The organism is Streptococcus infantis (assembly GCF_964243025.1).
Classification (GTDB): domain Bacteria; phylum Bacillota; class Bacilli; order Lactobacillales; family Streptococcaceae; genus Streptococcus; species Streptococcus infantis_N.
Genome location: NZ_CAXTDJ010000004.1, coordinates 49862 through 64587, shown reverse-complemented (window position 1 = coordinate 64587; position 14726 = coordinate 49862). Strand labels below are relative to the sequence as shown.

Genomic DNA, 14726 nt, shown 5'->3' with positions numbered 1-14726 from the left:
GATAAAATATATAACCTCCCACTTTTAAAGTATGATAAACTAGAAGGTAGATGAAATCTGATATGCTCGTAGCAAATATTTTTAATTAGAGCATAAGTATGATAGAATGAATCATTATCTTGAGAGGATGTTTCTATGAATGTTACAACGATTTTAGCATCTGATTGGTATCAAAATTTGATGCAATATATTCCAGATGGCAAACTTTTTAGTTGGCGTTCTGTCTTTGATGGGATTCCAAGAATTGTACAGCAATTACCTACAACATTGATGTTAACGGTATTTGGTGCCTTTTTTGGTATCATGCTAGCCCTAATCTTTGCTATCGTTAAAATCAACCGAGTTAGATTTATATACCCATTACAAGCCTTTTTTGTTAGTTTCCTAAAAGGAACTCCAATTTTAGTTCAACTGATGTTGACTTATTACGGGATTCCACTAGCTTTGAAAGCCTTGAATCAACAATGGGGAACTTCTCTGAACATTAATGCTATTCCAGCAGCAACATTTGCGATTGTGGCATTTGCTTTTAACGAGGCAGCCTATGCTAGTGAAACTATCCGTGCAGCCATTCTTTCTGTAAATCCAGGGGAAATTGAAGCAGCTCGAAGTCTTGGTATGACACGTGGTCAAGTTTACCGTCGAGTGATCATTCCAAATGCGGCGGTTGTGGCAACACCAACCTTGATTAACTCCTTGATTGGCTTGACCAAGGGGACTTCCCTAGCCTTCAGTGCAGGTGTTGTAGAAGTCTTTGCCCAAGCTCAGATTTTGGGTGGTGCAGACTATCGTTACTTTGAACGTTTTATCTCAGTTGCCCTTGTCTACTGGGTGGTAAATATCGTTATTGAAAATCTTGGCCGTTTTATTGAGAGAAAGATGGCTATTCAAGCACCAGATAGTGTAGAAACAGATCTGAAAGGAGACCTACGTTAATGATTAAGATTTCAAATTTAAGTAAATCCTTTTCGGGTCAAACTGTCTTAGATCACTTGGACTTGGAGATTGAAAAAGGAGAAGTTGTTGCTCTGATAGGTTCATCAGGAGCAGGTAAATCTACTTTTCTTCGTAGCCTAAACTATCTAGAAACTCCTGATAGTGGAAGTATTCAGATTGATGATTTCAAAGTTGATTTTTCTCAAATTACGCAAGAAGAAATTCTGACCCTTCGTCGCAAACTATCGATGGTTTTCCAACAGTTTAATTTATTTGAGCGTAGAACAGCGCTAGACAATGTTAAAGAAGGCTTAGTGGTAGTTAAAAAACTATCGGACGAAGAAGCGACTGAAATTGCTAAGGAAGAGCTAGCTAAGGTTGGACTTTCTGATCGTGAACAGCATTATCCGCGTCACTTGTCAGGGGGGCAAAAACAACGGGTCGCAATAGCGCGTGCTCTAGCCATGAAACCAGACGTCTTACTCTTGGATGAACCAACTTCAGCACTTGATCCAGAATTGGTGGGTGAAGTTGAGAAATCAATCGCAGACGCTGCTAGGTCTGGTCAAACCATGGTTTTGGTTAGTCATGATATGTCTTTTGTTGCTCAAGTAGCTGATAAGGTTTTATTCTTGGATAAAGGAAAGATTATTGAATCTGGAACACCGGATGAGATTATCAACCATCCCAAAGAAGAACGAACAAAAGAGTTCTTTGCTAGTTACAAACGGACCTATATTTGATATAATAGAAGATAAGAAAAACTCAGTTGGCTAAGCTAACTGGGTTTGCTCTTTAAAAATAATAGAAATGAGAGAGAGCATGTTAGTTCAGCTATTTGCTTTGTATTTAGAGAGTTTGGTTTTGACGATTTTACTAGTCTTGGTTGTCTTAGGGATTTGGATTGGTTTTAGAGCCCTGTCAGGTGTCGATAAAACTGCTAAGGAGCGTCAGGCTCACCTCTATGATATGATTATGATTGGAGTTCTAACAATTCCAGTATTGTCTTTTGCAACCATGAGCATCTTGTTGGTTCTCAAGGCTTAATAGTTGTCAAATAGGATTTTATCCGTTAGAATAAGAATAGTTACAACAAGAAAGAAGGAAATAGAATGTACGATACGATTATTATCGGTGCAGGTCCTGCTGGGATGACTGCAGCCTTGTATGCAGCTCGCAGCAATCTCAAAGTAGCTTTGATTGAAGGTGGTCTTCCTGGCGGTCAGATGAACAATACTTCTGACATTGAAAACTATCCAGGTTATGCTAACATTAGTGGACCTGAGTTAGCAGAAAAGATGTTTGAACCTCTTGAAAATCTAGGTGTTGAACATCTCTATGGCTTTGTAGAAAATATTGAGGACCATGGTGATGTTAAGAAAGTAATCACAGACGATGAAGAATTTGAAACTCGCACAGTTATCGTATCGACTGGTTCAAAACATCGCCTCTTAGGCGTTCCAGGTGAAGAAGAACTTAACAGTCGAGGTGTTTCTTACTGTGCGGTTTGTGATGGAGCCTTTTTCCGTGACCAAGATTTGTTGGTTGTAGGTGGAGGAGATTCGGCTGTTGAAGAAGCAATCTTCTTAACACAGTTCGCCAAATCTGTAACCATCGTTCACCGTCGTGATGAGCTTCGTGCTCAAAAAGTCTTGCAAGACCGCGCCTTTGCCAATGAAAAAATCTACTTCATTTGGGATTCTGTCGTAAAAGAAATCAAGGGTGAAAACCGTGTGGAGTCAGTTGTCATTGAAAATGTTAAAACAAATCAAGTGACTGAACATGCCTTTGGAGGTGTCTTCATCTATGTTGGTTTAGATCCAGTTAGCGATTTTACAAAAGAGTTACAAATCCAAGATGAGTCAGGTTGGATTGTGACAGATGACCACATGAAGACAAGTGTTGCAGGTGTCTTTGCAGTTGGAGATGTTCGTCAGAAAGACCTTCGCCAAGTTACAACAGCAGTTGGAGATGGTGCGATTGCAGGTCAAGAAGCCTATAAATATATTACTGAACATAGTTAAAAAGGCGGTGGGACAGAAATCGATAGACAAAGTCTCGATTTCGTAGTCCCAGCCCCGTGAGGTTGATTAGGAGCTTTTTGGAGTCTAAAAGACGAACAAAAAGTTCAATCAGCTACCGCGTCAAAGTTTGATTGCTAATAAAAAGTGAGGTCGGGATCTTTTGTCCCAACCTCACTTTTTATTAGAATCGATTGCGGAAGACTTCGTACATAAGAATAGCAGCAGCAACGCTTGCATTGAGACTCTGTACATGTCCATTCATTGGAATAGTGATCATCTCGTCCACCTGCTTTTTGATGTTACTTGAGATACCTTTTCCTTCATTTCCGATAATAAGGGCGACCTTTCCGCTGGTGTTCCATTTATGGCAAGGAGTTCCATTCATATCAGTTCCAAAGGTCCAAAATCCTTCTTCTTTTAGCTTGTCCAAGGTTTGGCTGAGATTGGTAACGCGAGCGATGGGGACGTGCTCGATAGCACCTGTTGCTGTTTTTGCAACTACGGGTGTCACACCAACTGCTCGATGCTTGGGAATAATGATGCCTGAAACATTGGTTGCATCGGCTGTTCTTAGGATAGAACCTAGGTTATGAGGGTCAGTTAGTCCATCGAGGATCAATACTAGTGGGTTTTCTTCTTGACGAGTCTGAGCAAGAATCTGCTCAAGTTCAGTATAGGCAAATTCAGAAACACGTAGAACAAAACCTTGGTGGACAGCTCCTTCAGTCATTTCGGAAAGTGATTTTTTTGAAGTCCAAGAGATGGATACTTTCTTTTCAGTTGCCAGTTCCTTGACTTTTTCTACATTCTTACCTCTTAAATCATCTTGGAGATAGAGTTTGTTTCCAGTATTTGCTAACAGTGCTTCGGTAACGGCGTGAACGCCATAGACAATATCATTTGTTTTCATGGCTCTATTATAACATAAAACCCCGTCTTTCAACGGGATTTTCTTTATTCCAGAATGAGTAAACCTTCTTTGACTGCGAAAGGATCCTTTTCATTGATACGATCATAAAACATAACACCATTTAAGTGGTCGATTTCATGTTGTACAACGATGGAGTTGTAGCCTTTTAGCTTGATGCGATGCTTTTCGCCATCTTTGTCAAAGTAGTCGACAGTTACTCGAGCATGGCGGATAACATAACCTGGGACAGCACGATCGACTGATAGGCAACCTTCTCCCTCTCCTAGAGCAGCGTCTTGGACTGAGTGTGAGACAATCTTAGGATTGTACATAACAGCTTGTAAGTCATAGGCTTCTTGAGGTGTTTCACCTTCCTCGGTGATATTAGGAACTAAAACAGCAATGATGCGTTTTGAGATATCTAATTGTGGTGCAGCAAGTCCGACTCCTCCACGTAGACCTAACTTTTCAGCCATAACTGGGTCTTGCGAATGTTTTAAAAATTGCATCATTTTCTCACCAAGGATGATATCTTGATCGCTCAATGGGAAAGTGACTTCCTCGGCAACTGCACGTAGGGTTGGATTGCCCTCGCGGATAATATCTTTCATGTCGATTAAATGTGAAGCTTTTGTAATACGTTCTATAGCAGACATCTTCTCTCCTTCCTTCCATTACAATTCCATGATAACACAAAATAGTTGAGAAAGAAAGTCACAGAAGTTGCTAATAAAGGGAAATAGCTATTTGTCTGTGGTATAATAAGGTAAGGAGAATTGCATCAAAAAGCAAGGAGAAAAGATATGGAAAAACGTAGTAGAAGAAAAAAGCAATCAGGATTACCAGTTGTCAGAGAGTCTATCCAATTTTTCAAAAACTATCGACAGTGGAGTAATAAAACCTTTGTTGTTGTGTTGTTGATTGTTGTTGCGATTTCGATGGCTTTGACTTTATTAGCTCAAGGAATTAAGGGAGTTCCATTGTGGAATAGGAATGCACCTGCAGTGAGTCAGAATTCAGACTCTAAAGGTCAGAATTCCGTAACGGAAGAAGAAACGAGTGTGCGCATCATGGCAAATGGTGACCTCCTCTATCATATTCCGATTTATCGAACTGCCCTAAAGGAAGATGGTACTTATGATTTCCATGAAAACTTTGAGTATGTAAAACCTTGGCTCAAACAAGCAGATTTAGTTATCGGTGACTTTGAAGGAACTGTAAACAAGGATCACTACCTAGGAGGTTATCCTTTGTTTAATGCACCAGGAGAAGTCATGGATGCTATAAAGGATGCTGGTTACCAAGTGTTAGACTTGGCTCACAATCATATCTTAGATTCTCAGATTGAGGGAGTTTTTTCAACTGCTGATGCTATCGAAAAAGCTGGAATGACACCAATCGGAGTTTACCCCCACGAACCAAGAGATAAGGCGCCTATCGTCATCAAGGAAGTCAAAGGCATAAAAGTTGCTCTTCTAGCTTATTCTTATGGCTTTAACGGTATTGAAGAATACATTTCTAAAGAAGACTACGACAATCATCTTTCTGACCTCAATGAAGAAAAAATGAAGGCAGAAATTGAACGAGCTGAAAAAGAAGCAGATATAACAGTCGTCATGCCTCAGATGGGAATTGAGTATCAATTGGAACCAACAGAAGAGCAAAAGGAACTATACCATAAAATGATCGATTGGGGGGCTGATATTATCTTCGGTGGACACCCTCACGTTGTTGAACCAGCTGAGACAGTTGAAAAAGACGGGGATAAGAAACTTATTATCTACTCTATGGGGAATTTCCTATCGAATCAGCGTATTGAAACCATGCAGGATGAGGAAAATGCCAAATGGACAGAACGTGGTGTTCTCATGGACGTGACCATTAAGAAAAAAGCAGGAAAGACTACGATTGAGACTGCTAAAGCTCATCCTAGCTGGGTTAATAGGACACCAAAAGGAACTTATTCTCCAGAAGGTTATCCACTCTATCTATACCAGACCTATATCTTAGATGATTTCATTGAGGGTGGGAAATATCGTAGCCAGTTAGATGATGAAACCAAGGAACGGATTGATACAGCCTACAAAGAAATGAATGAGCATGTAGGTTTGAAATGGTAGCAATGGAGAGCGAGAAGAAAAAGATGGACATTAGAGTAATTGCGACGGATATGGATGGCACCTTGTTAGACCCCAAGGGACAACTGGATCTACCTCGTCTAGAAAAAATTTTGGACAAGCTGGACCAATGTGATATTCGTTTTGTCATTGCAACGGGAAATGAAGTTCATCGTATGAGACAATTACTGGGACATTTAGCAGAGAGAGTGGTTCTCGTAGTTGCTAACGGTGCTCGAATATTCGAGAACAATGAATTGATTCAAGCACAAACTTGGGATGATGCCATGGTTGATAGAGCTTTAGCTCACTTTAAAGGTAGAGAATGTCAGGATCAGTTTGTTGTAACTGCTATGAATGGTGGTTTTGTCAAAGAAGGTACAGTTTTTACAGAACTTGATAAATTTATGACTCCAGAGATGATTGAAAAGCTCTATCAACGAATGCAATTCGTCGATGAATTTGACTCTAATCTCTTCGGTGGTGTTCTCAAGATGAGTATGGTTGTTGGTGAAGAACGATCCGAATCGGTTTTACAGGAAATTAATGACCTATTTGATGGGCATGTGCGAGCTGTTTCCAGCGGTTATGGTTGTATTGATATCTTACAAGATGGGATTCATAAAGCGTGGGGGTTAGTAGAATTGCTCAAACGTTGGAACTTAAAACCTGAACAAATCATGGCCTTTGGTGATAGTGAAAATGACATTGAAATGTTAGAGTTGGCAGGAATTTCATACGCTATGGAAAATGCAGAAGAGGCTGTTAAGAGAGTTGCGACAAAAGTAGCTCCAGCTAACAGTAAGGCGGGTGTTTACCAAGTTTTAGAAAACTGGCTAGAAAGAGGAGAATAACTTGGCAGTACAGCTATTAGAAAACTGGCTCTTAAAAGAGCAGGAAAAAATTCAAACCAAGTATCGTGAACTCAATCAGATTTCGGTCATTGAACCAGATATCATCTTTATTGGAGATTCTATTGTGGAGTATTATCCCTTACAGGAATTGCTAGGGACAACAAAGACCATTGTAAATAGAGGTATTCGAGGCTATCAAACTGGACTTTTACTAGATAACCTTGATGCCCACCTCTATGGTGATACAGTGGATCAAATCGTGCTTTTGATTGGGACCAATGACATTGGAAAAGATGTTCCAATGAGTCAAGCACTAACCAATCTCGAAAGTGTGATTCAAAGTATTTCTCGTGACTATCCGCTGTCACAGATTAAGCTAGTTTCTATTCTGCCAGTTCATCAAGGGGAAGAATACAAACAGACAGTTTATATTCGTACAAATGAGAAAATCAAGGCCTGGAACCAAGCCTATCAAGAGTTAGCTTTTGCATACATGCAGGTAGAATATGTGTCTGTTTTTGAAGAGCTACTCGATCAGGAAGGGCAACTCAAATCAGACTATACAACAGATGGACTTCACCTTAGCGTTTCTGGCTATCAGGCTCTATCAGAAACCTTGAAAACTAGACTTTTCTAAACATCTACTTGCATTTTTGCTTTTTTAACCTAGATAAGGTATAATATCTTTATAGTCTTTGGGGTCGTTACGGATTCGACAGGCATTATGAGGCATATTTTGCGACTCGTGTGGCGACGTAAACGCTCAGTTAAATATAACTGCAAAAAATAACACTTCTTACGCTCTAGCTGCCTAAAAACCAGCAGGCGTGACCCGATTCGGATTGCTCGTGTCTGATGACAGGTCTTAATTTTAGCGAGATACGATCAAACTTTGTCTAGCAGTTTGATAAGAGATTAATAGACTCGCAGTTCCTAGGCTTGAGTTATGTGTCGAGGAGCTGTTAAAACAATACATAACCTATGGTTGTAGACAAATATGTTAGCAGGTGTTTGGACGTGGGTTCGACTCCCACCGGCTCCATTCTGTAAAGTTTCATCAAGTAAGATACATGTATCGCAGGAGAATTACTCAAGAGGCTGAAGAGGACGGTTTGCTAAATCGTTAGGTCGGGTAACCGGCGCGGGGGTTCGAATCCCCCATTCTCCGTTAGAATAACGCTATGTTTTTCTAAACCATACCCTTGGAGTAAGATTCCAAGAGTAAATATTATACATTGAGGTATATTATGAAGAAGATTAAACTACTCAGTATCTTGGCACTTTCAACATTGGCCTTGGGTGCATGTTCTTTAACGTCTAAAAAATCAGAATCTGCTTCTGCAACTACTGAGCAAACAACAGAAGAACCTAAAAAGGAATCAGTAGAAGACAAAGTTACAAAAGATGCGGAAGTTCTTCTAGATTCAGTTCTTACATCAGACTCTGCACGTTTCAAAAAGGTTTATGGTGAAACCTATGAAAAATGGACTGACGCCGTAATTGCAGTACAAACAAGTGAAAAAATTAAAGATGATGGTCTTACACCAGCATCTACATACTCAGTACAATGGCACCAAGATTTTCCTGTAGAGACACCTGAAGAAACAATTTCAGGTTTCTTAAAACAACGACGTAAAATGTTCCAAGAAATCGGTTCATATACAATTAAAGACGTGAAGGTTGATGAATCAGGTGAATCAGCAACTGTTACATTTAACTCTAAGAAGCTGCACTCTAAAGGTTTGGCATCATCTACAAGAGATGTACTTACTACTTTGATTGGTGGAATTGATAACTTAGGTAAGTATAACAAAGCTGGTGCAGATGCTGATGTTAAACGTTACCAAACACTTATTTCTTATTGGATTTTTGAACATCTTTTCAGAAAAGATTTCAGTACTTATAATGATGTAGATCCTAACCTTGCTCAAACACCTTTCACTACTGGAGATTTTGACACAGAAATCAAATTGACAAAAGATAAGGATGGAAATTGGCTTATTTCTCAAGAAGACTATCGTACTCTTGCAACTGAGTTGATTGACAATACTGAAGGTTACGATAAAATCGTTCGTGGGAACTCAGCAAAATCTACAGATAAGTCTAAAGATGCAGACAAATCTAAAGATGCCGACAAATCTAAAGACGCCGATAAATCCAAAGACAAAGATAAATCAAAAGAAAAAAGTAACGTCTAAAACTTAAGATTTTAATGATAACAAGTAGTTCATGTGAGCTACTTGTTTTTGATTATGGCAGAGATTTAACAAAACTAAGGAAACTTGTTTTGAGGCGTGATCTGATCTTTTTCTAAAATAGCCTGTCCAAGTCCTGAATTTTCTTAAGTTTTTATCATATTTTGTGTTGTAATTAAGGTGCCTTAAGAAAAATAATGAAAAAACTAAATGTTTTTCATATAGTTTTCATTGTTTTAATAGTTTAAAGTCAATCTTATTTTTCTCTAATAGAAAATAATGAAAAAGTAGGTATAGAAAGAGGTAAGTATCTATGTCTTCTCATAAAAAAGTGTCACTCTCTGAGATTAATCAATCTATCGATACTCCAAATAACAATCATTTCTGGCAAAATTTAAAGGCCTTCTTGGGTCCGGGTGCTCTTGTCGCAGTTGGTTATATGGATCCAGGAAACTGGATTACCAGTGTAGTCGGTGGTGCTTCCTATAAGTATAGTCTCTTGTTTGTTATCTTGATTTCATCTCTCATTGCCATGCAACTTCAGCAGATGGCAGGAAAGCTAGGGATTGTAACCCAGATGGACCTGGCTCAAGCAACAGCTCATCACTCACCAAAATGGCTTCGTTATAGCTTATGGGTGATTTTGGAGTTAGCCTTGATGGCGACAGACCTGGCAGAAGTTCTAGGTTCAGCCATTGCTCTCAATCTTCTCTTTAAGATTCCGATTATGATAGCCATCCTTTTGACGGTTCTAGATGTCTTTCTCTTATTGCTTTTGATGAAATTTGGCTTTAAGAAGATTGAAGCTATTGTGACAACACTGATTTTAACGATTTTAGCAATCTTTACTTATCTAGTAGCCTTGTCACACCCAAGTTTCCAGGGAATAGCTGAGGGTTATTTACCCAATTCGACCTTATTTGAGAGTCCTTTGCCAGGACATGAAAGTCAATTAACTTTAGCTCTGGGGATTGTAGGTGCGACGGTTATGCCCCATAACCTCTATTTACATTCTTCCTTGTCTCAAACTCGGAAAATCAATCACAAGGACAAGGATGATGTTCGAAAAGCGGTGCGCTTTATGACCTGGGATTCAAATCTCCAGTTATCTTTGGCCTTTGTCGTTAACTCCCTTCTATTAATCCTCGGGGCGGCTCTCTTTTTCGGCCATGCATCCGAGATTTCTGCCTTCTCTCAAATGTATAATGCCTTGCAGGATTCTACTATTGCAGGAGCTATAGCTAGCTCAACCTTATCAACCTTGTTTGCCTTGGCTTTATTAGCCAGTGGTCAAAATTCGACAATTACGGGTACCTTGACTGGACAAATCGTTATGGAAGGTTTCTTGCATATGAGATTGCCTCAGTGGTTCATTCGTTTGGCAACTCGTCTCTTTGCCTTGTTGCCTGTCATGATTGTAGCGGTTGTGTTTGGTCATCAGGAAAAAACATTGGATCAGTTATTAGTCTATTCGCAGGTCTTTCTTTCAATCGCTCTTCCGTTTTCAATCTTCCCTTTGATTTATCTAACTTCTAAGAAATCACTGATGGGCGAATTTACCAATGCTAAATGGAATACCATCCTTGGTTATATTGTTTCCATTATCTTAACAATTCTCAATGTGAAATTGTTATTTGATATTTTCTAAGAAATTCACCCAAGTTATAAAACAAACATATAAGAAAAAAGATACCCAAGATTTCTTGGGTATCTTTTTTGAAAATAAACGGAAGACATGGGATTCGAACCCACGCACGCTTTAACACGCCTACCGCGTTTCCAACACGGCCTCTTAAGCCTCTTGAGTAATCTTCCACACTTACTAAAATAGTCTATCATAAAGGATTCATTCTTGCAAATAAATTTTTAGAAAAAGAAAATGATAGAAAGTGAAAGAAATTGACAAAAAATGCTTGACTTTGATATTTTTTATGATAGAATGAATAATGTAATCGTTAACAGGAGGTAAATTAATGCTAAAAAGTGAACGAAAACAGTTGATTTTAGAAGAATTGAAACAGCATAAAATCGTCTCTCTAGAGAAATTGGTAGGCTTGTTAGATACTTCAGAATCAACAGTTAGACGTGATTTAGATGAATTGGAGTCTGAAAATAAACTTCGTCGAGTGCATGGAGGAGCAGAGTTGCCTCACTCCTTGCAAGAAGAAGAAACTATTCAAGAAAAATCTGTCAAAAACCTTCAAGAGAAAAAGTTGATTGCTCAAAGAGCATCTTCTCTCATCAAAGAAAAAGATGTTATCTTTGTGGATGCAGGAAGTACGACAGCCTTTCTCATTAAAGAATTAGAGCGAAAAGACATTACAGTGGTAACCAATTCCATTCACCATGCGGTTCAATTAGTGGATAAGCAAATCCCAACAGTCATTATCGGTGGTGGAGTCAAGATGACAACTGATGCCAGTATCGGAGGAGTAGCTCTCAATCAGATTAACCAACTGCACTTTGATCGTGCCTTTATCGGGATGAATGGTGTGGATGAAGGTTATTATACAACTCCGGATATGGAGGAGGGCGCCGTCAAGCGTGCTATCTTAGAAAATGCTAAACAGACATATGTCTTGGCAGATTCATCCAAGATTGGTCAGTCTTGTTTTGCTAAGGTAGCTCCTATAAAACGTGCTATTGTCATTACATGCAAGGGGCATGATCTCTTGCCAGCTATCAAAGAGAAAACGGAGGTAATAGAAGTATGATTTATACAGTCACACTCAATCCATCTATAGACTACATTGTCCGTTTGGACAAAGTGGAAATTGGTAGTGTCAATCGTATGGATAGTGATGATAAGTTTGCTGGTGGTAAAGGTATCAATGTTAGCCGTGTCTTGAAGCGTTTGGATATTCCAAATACAGCGACAGGTTTCATCGGAGGCTTTACTGGAAAATTTATCACAGATACTTTAGCTGAAGAACAAATTGAAACGCAATTTGTCCAAGTGGCAGAAGATACGCGTATCAATGTCAAAATCAAAGCAGACCAAGAAACAGAAATCAATGGGACAGGTCCTAATGTTGAGCCCGAACAACTTGAAGAGTTAAAAGCCATTCTTTCAAGTCTGACAGCAGAAGATACAGTAGTATTTGCTGGATCAAGTGCAAAAAACTTAGGCAATGTCATATATAAGGATTTGATTGCCTTGACTCGTCAGACAGGCGCACAAGTGGTCTGTGACTTTGAAGGTCAGACCTTAATTGATAGTTTGGATTATCAACCACTTTTGGTCAAACCAAATAATCATGAACTGGGAGCTATCTTTGGAGTCAAGCTTGAAAGCCTTGATGAAATAGAGAAATACGCTCGAGAATTGCTAGCTAAAGGTGCTCAAAACGTTATTATCTCTATGGCTGGTGATGGTGCCCTTCTGGTAACATCAGATGGAGCATACTTTGCTAAACCAATCAAGGGAACAGTGAAAAACTCAGTGGGGGCTGGTGACTCTATGGTTGCTGGATTTACGGGTGAGTTTGTCAAATCAAAAGACGCAGTAGAAGCCTTCAAATGGGGAGTGGCTTGTGGAACAGCAACTACATTTTCAGATGATTTAGCAACTGCAGCATTTATTAAAGAAACTTATGAAAAAGTTGAGGTAGAAAAAAGATGAAAATTCAAGATTTATTGAGAAAAGATGTCATGTTGCTTGATTTGCAAGCAACTGAAAAAAGAGCAGCTATCGAAGAAATGATTCATAGCTTGGTTGAACACGGATACGTGACAGATTTTGAAACCTTTAAAGAAGGAATCTTAGCGCGTGAAGCTTTGACTTCTACAGGCTTGGGCGACGGTATCGCTATGCCACACAGCAAAAATGCTGCTGTTAAGGAAGCAACAGTTCTCTTTGCTAAGTCAAACAAGGGTGTTGACTACGAAAGTTTAGACGGGCAACCAACTGACCTCTTCTTTATGATTGCTGCTCCAGAAGGTGCCAATGATACTCACTTGGCTGCCTTGGCAGAATTGTCACAGTATTTGATGAAAGACGGCTTTGCTGACAAACTTCGTCAAGTAACATCAGCTGATCAAGTCATTGAACTCTTTGACCAAGCTTCAGAAAAAGCTCAAGAACCAGTTCAAGCTCCTACAAATGAATCTGGCGACTTTATCGTAGCAGTTACAGCTTGTACAACAGGGATCGCCCACACATACATGGCCCAAGAAGCTCTTCAAAAAGTGGCTGCGGAAATGGGTGTTGGTATCAAGGTTGAAACCAACGGTGCAAGTGGTGTTGGCAACAAATTAACAGCAGAAGATATCCGCAATGCCAAAGCTGTTATCATCGCTGCAGATAAGGCAGTTGAGATGGACCGTTTTGATGGCAAACCATTGGTGAACCGTCCAGTTGCAGATGGTATTCGTAAGACAGAAGAGTTGATCAACTTGGCTCTTTCTGGTAATGCTGAAGTATATCGTGCTACTAATGGAGCGCAAGCTTCAACAGCATCTAATGAAAAACAAAGTCTAGGTGGTGCCTTCTACAAACACTTGATGAGTGGTGTATCGCAAATGTTGCCATTCGTTATTGGTGGTGGTATCATGATTGCCCTCGCCTTCTTGATTGATGGTGCTTTGGGTGTGCCTAATGAAAGCCTTGGAAATCTTGGTTCTTACCATGAACTCGCTTCGATGTTCATGAAAATCGGTGGTTCAGCCTTTGGTTTGATGTTGCCAGTATTTGCAGGATATGTTGCCTACTCAATCGCTGAAAAACCAGGTTTGGTAGCCGGTTTCGTAGCTGGTGCTATCGCAAAAGAAGGTTATGCCTTTGGTAAAATCCCTTACGCTCAAGGTGGCGAAGCAACTTCAGCTCTTGCAGGAGTATCATCAGGTTTCCTTGGAGCCCTCGTAGGTGGATTTATCGCAGGTGCCTTGGTGCTCTTGGTTAAGAAATACGTGAAGGTTCCTCGCTCACTTGAAGGTGCTAAATCAATCCTTCTCTTGCCACTTTTTGGAACAATCTTGACAGGCTTTGTCATGCTAGCTGTTAATATCCCAATGGCCGCAATCAACACTGGTATGAACAACTTCCTTGGTGGTCTTGAAGGTGGTTCAGCTGTCCTTCTTGGTATCGTCCTTGGTGGAATGATGGCTGTCGATATGGGTGGCCCTGTCAATAAAGCAGCCTACGTCTTTGGTACTGGTACTCTTGCAGCAACAGTGGCAACAGGTGGTTCAGTAGCCATGGCAGCAGTTATGGCTGGAGGAATGGTTCCACCACTTGCAATCTTTGTGGCAACACTTCTCTTTAGAATAAATTTACCAAAGAAGAACGTAACTCTGGTTTGACGAACATCGTTATGGGCTTGTCATTCATCACTGAAGGTGCGATTCCATTTGGTGCAGCAGACCCAGCTCGTGCTATCCCAAGCTTCATCCTTGGTTCAGCGGTAGCAGGTGGACTCGTTGGTCTTGCAAATATCAAACTCATGGCTCCTCACGGAGGAATCTTCGTTATCGCCCTTACTTCAAATGCTCTTCTTTACCTTGTCTTTGTCTTGGTAGGAGCAATTGTCAGTGGTGTCGTTTACGGTTACCTACGCAAACCATTAGAAAAATAATCACAAACACATTCAAATGACTGTGCACGAAAGTGGGCAGTCATTTTTTGATAATGAAGTTAGGGAGACAGGTCTTTAAAGTGATATAATAGAGGTAAATCTTAGAGAATTTAAATG

Annotated in this window: 13 protein-coding genes, 2 tRNA genes, 1 other RNA gene and 1 pseudogene; 14 read left to right on the top strand and 3 right to left on the bottom strand. The window is 39.9% G+C overall.

Translation table 11 applies throughout. The annotated features are described in order from the left end of the window. Positions 1–135 precede the first annotated feature (135 nt). From ACESNQ_RS05590 to trxB, 4 genes are all read left to right on the top strand, one after another. Positions 136–936: an amino acid ABC transporter permease gene (locus ACESNQ_RS05590; protein ID WP_373075658.1), complete on the top strand. Its 801-nt coding sequence runs from the start codon at positions 136–138 to the stop codon at positions 934–936. Beyond that, a complete protein-coding gene (locus tag ACESNQ_RS05585; protein WP_373075656.1) occupies positions 936–1679 on the top strand; it encodes an amino acid ABC transporter ATP-binding protein in 744 nt (247 codons plus the stop codon). Before ACESNQ_RS05590 ends, ACESNQ_RS05585 begins: the two co-directional genes overlap by 1 nt. A 79-nt stretch (positions 1680–1758) precedes the next feature. Continuing rightward, positions 1759–1983, top strand: a complete 225-nt coding sequence (locus ACESNQ_RS05580; protein WP_004253933.1) for a DUF4059 family protein — start codon at positions 1759–1761, stop codon at positions 1981–1983. A gap of 65 nt (positions 1984–2048) precedes the next feature. Next, a complete protein-coding gene (trxB, locus tag ACESNQ_RS05575) occupies positions 2049–2960 on the top strand; it encodes a thioredoxin-disulfide reductase (protein ID WP_373075654.1) in 912 nt (303 codons plus the stop codon). Positions 2961–3141: 181 nt separating this feature from the next. Here the strand turns inward: trxB and rlmB are convergent, their stop codons facing one another. After that, complete coding sequence (rlmB, locus tag ACESNQ_RS05570) at positions 3142–3870, bottom strand: 23S rRNA (guanosine(2251)-2'-O)-methyltransferase RlmB (RefSeq protein ID WP_024053549.1); 729 nt, start codon at positions 3868–3870, stop codon at positions 3142–3144. Positions 3871–3914: 44 nt separating this feature from the next. After that, positions 3915–4526, bottom strand: a complete 612-nt coding sequence (gene def, locus ACESNQ_RS05565; protein WP_070677533.1) for a peptide deformylase — start codon at positions 4524–4526, stop codon at positions 3915–3917. A gap of 147 nt (positions 4527–4673) precedes the next feature. Here def and ACESNQ_RS05560 point away from each other — a divergent pair, with 147 nt between their 5' ends. From ACESNQ_RS05560 to ACESNQ_RS05530, 7 genes are all read left to right on the top strand, one after another. Beyond that, on the top strand, positions 4674–5990 hold the full coding sequence (locus ACESNQ_RS05560; protein WP_373075651.1) for a CapA family protein: 1317 nt from the start codon (positions 4674–4676) through the stop codon (positions 5988–5990). Between the two features lie 23 nt (positions 5991–6013). Next, positions 6014–6841, top strand: a complete 828-nt coding sequence (locus ACESNQ_RS05555; protein WP_025170366.1) for a Cof-type HAD-IIB family hydrolase — start codon at positions 6014–6016, stop codon at positions 6839–6841. Between the two features lies 1 nt (position 6842). After that, positions 6843–7478, top strand: coding sequence for an SGNH/GDSL hydrolase family protein (locus ACESNQ_RS05550; RefSeq protein WP_373075649.1), 636 nt, complete (start codon positions 6843–6845; stop codon positions 7476–7478). Between the two features lie 60 nt (positions 7479–7538). Further along, positions 7539–7886: a transfer-messenger RNA gene (gene ssrA / locus ACESNQ_RS05545) on the top strand. Positions 7887–7921: 35 nt separating this feature from the next. Then, a tRNA-Ser gene (locus ACESNQ_RS05540) sits at positions 7922–8009 on the top strand. Between the two features lie 79 nt (positions 8010–8088). Next, complete coding sequence (locus ACESNQ_RS05535) at positions 8089–9039, top strand: hypothetical protein (protein WP_373075647.1); 951 nt, start codon at positions 8089–8091, stop codon at positions 9037–9039. A 310-nt stretch (positions 9040–9349) separates the two neighbouring features. Beyond that, the gene (locus ACESNQ_RS05530; protein WP_373075645.1) at positions 9350–10684 is read left to right on the top strand and encodes an Nramp family divalent metal transporter; all 1335 of its coding nucleotides are present in this window, start codon (positions 9350–9352) and stop codon (positions 10682–10684) included. Positions 10685–10763: 79 nt separating this feature from the next. Here ACESNQ_RS05530 and ACESNQ_RS05525 read toward each other — a convergent pair. Further along, positions 10764–10851: transfer RNA gene (locus ACESNQ_RS05525), tRNA-Ser, on the bottom strand. A gap of 158 nt (positions 10852–11009) precedes the next feature. On the opposite strand from ACESNQ_RS05525, the gene ACESNQ_RS05520 reads away from it, so the two are divergent. The 3 genes and pseudogenes from ACESNQ_RS05520 to ACESNQ_RS05510 all read left to right on the top strand — a co-directional run bounded on the left by ACESNQ_RS05520 (position 11010) and on the right by ACESNQ_RS05510 (position 14609). Then, positions 11010–11750, top strand: coding sequence for a DeoR/GlpR family DNA-binding transcription regulator (locus tag ACESNQ_RS05520; RefSeq protein WP_373075643.1), 741 nt, complete (start codon positions 11010–11012; stop codon positions 11748–11750). Further along, on the top strand, positions 11747–12658 hold the full coding sequence (gene pfkB, locus ACESNQ_RS05515) for a 1-phosphofructokinase (RefSeq protein WP_373075641.1): 912 nt from the start codon (positions 11747–11749) through the stop codon (positions 12656–12658). The genes ACESNQ_RS05520 and pfkB overlap by 4 nt, the downstream gene beginning before the upstream one ends. Beyond that, positions 12655–14609, top strand: a pseudogene (locus tag ACESNQ_RS05510) (PTS fructose transporter subunit IIABC). Before pfkB ends, ACESNQ_RS05510 begins: the two are co-directional and overlap by 4 nt. Positions 14610–14726: the final 117 nt, after the last annotated feature.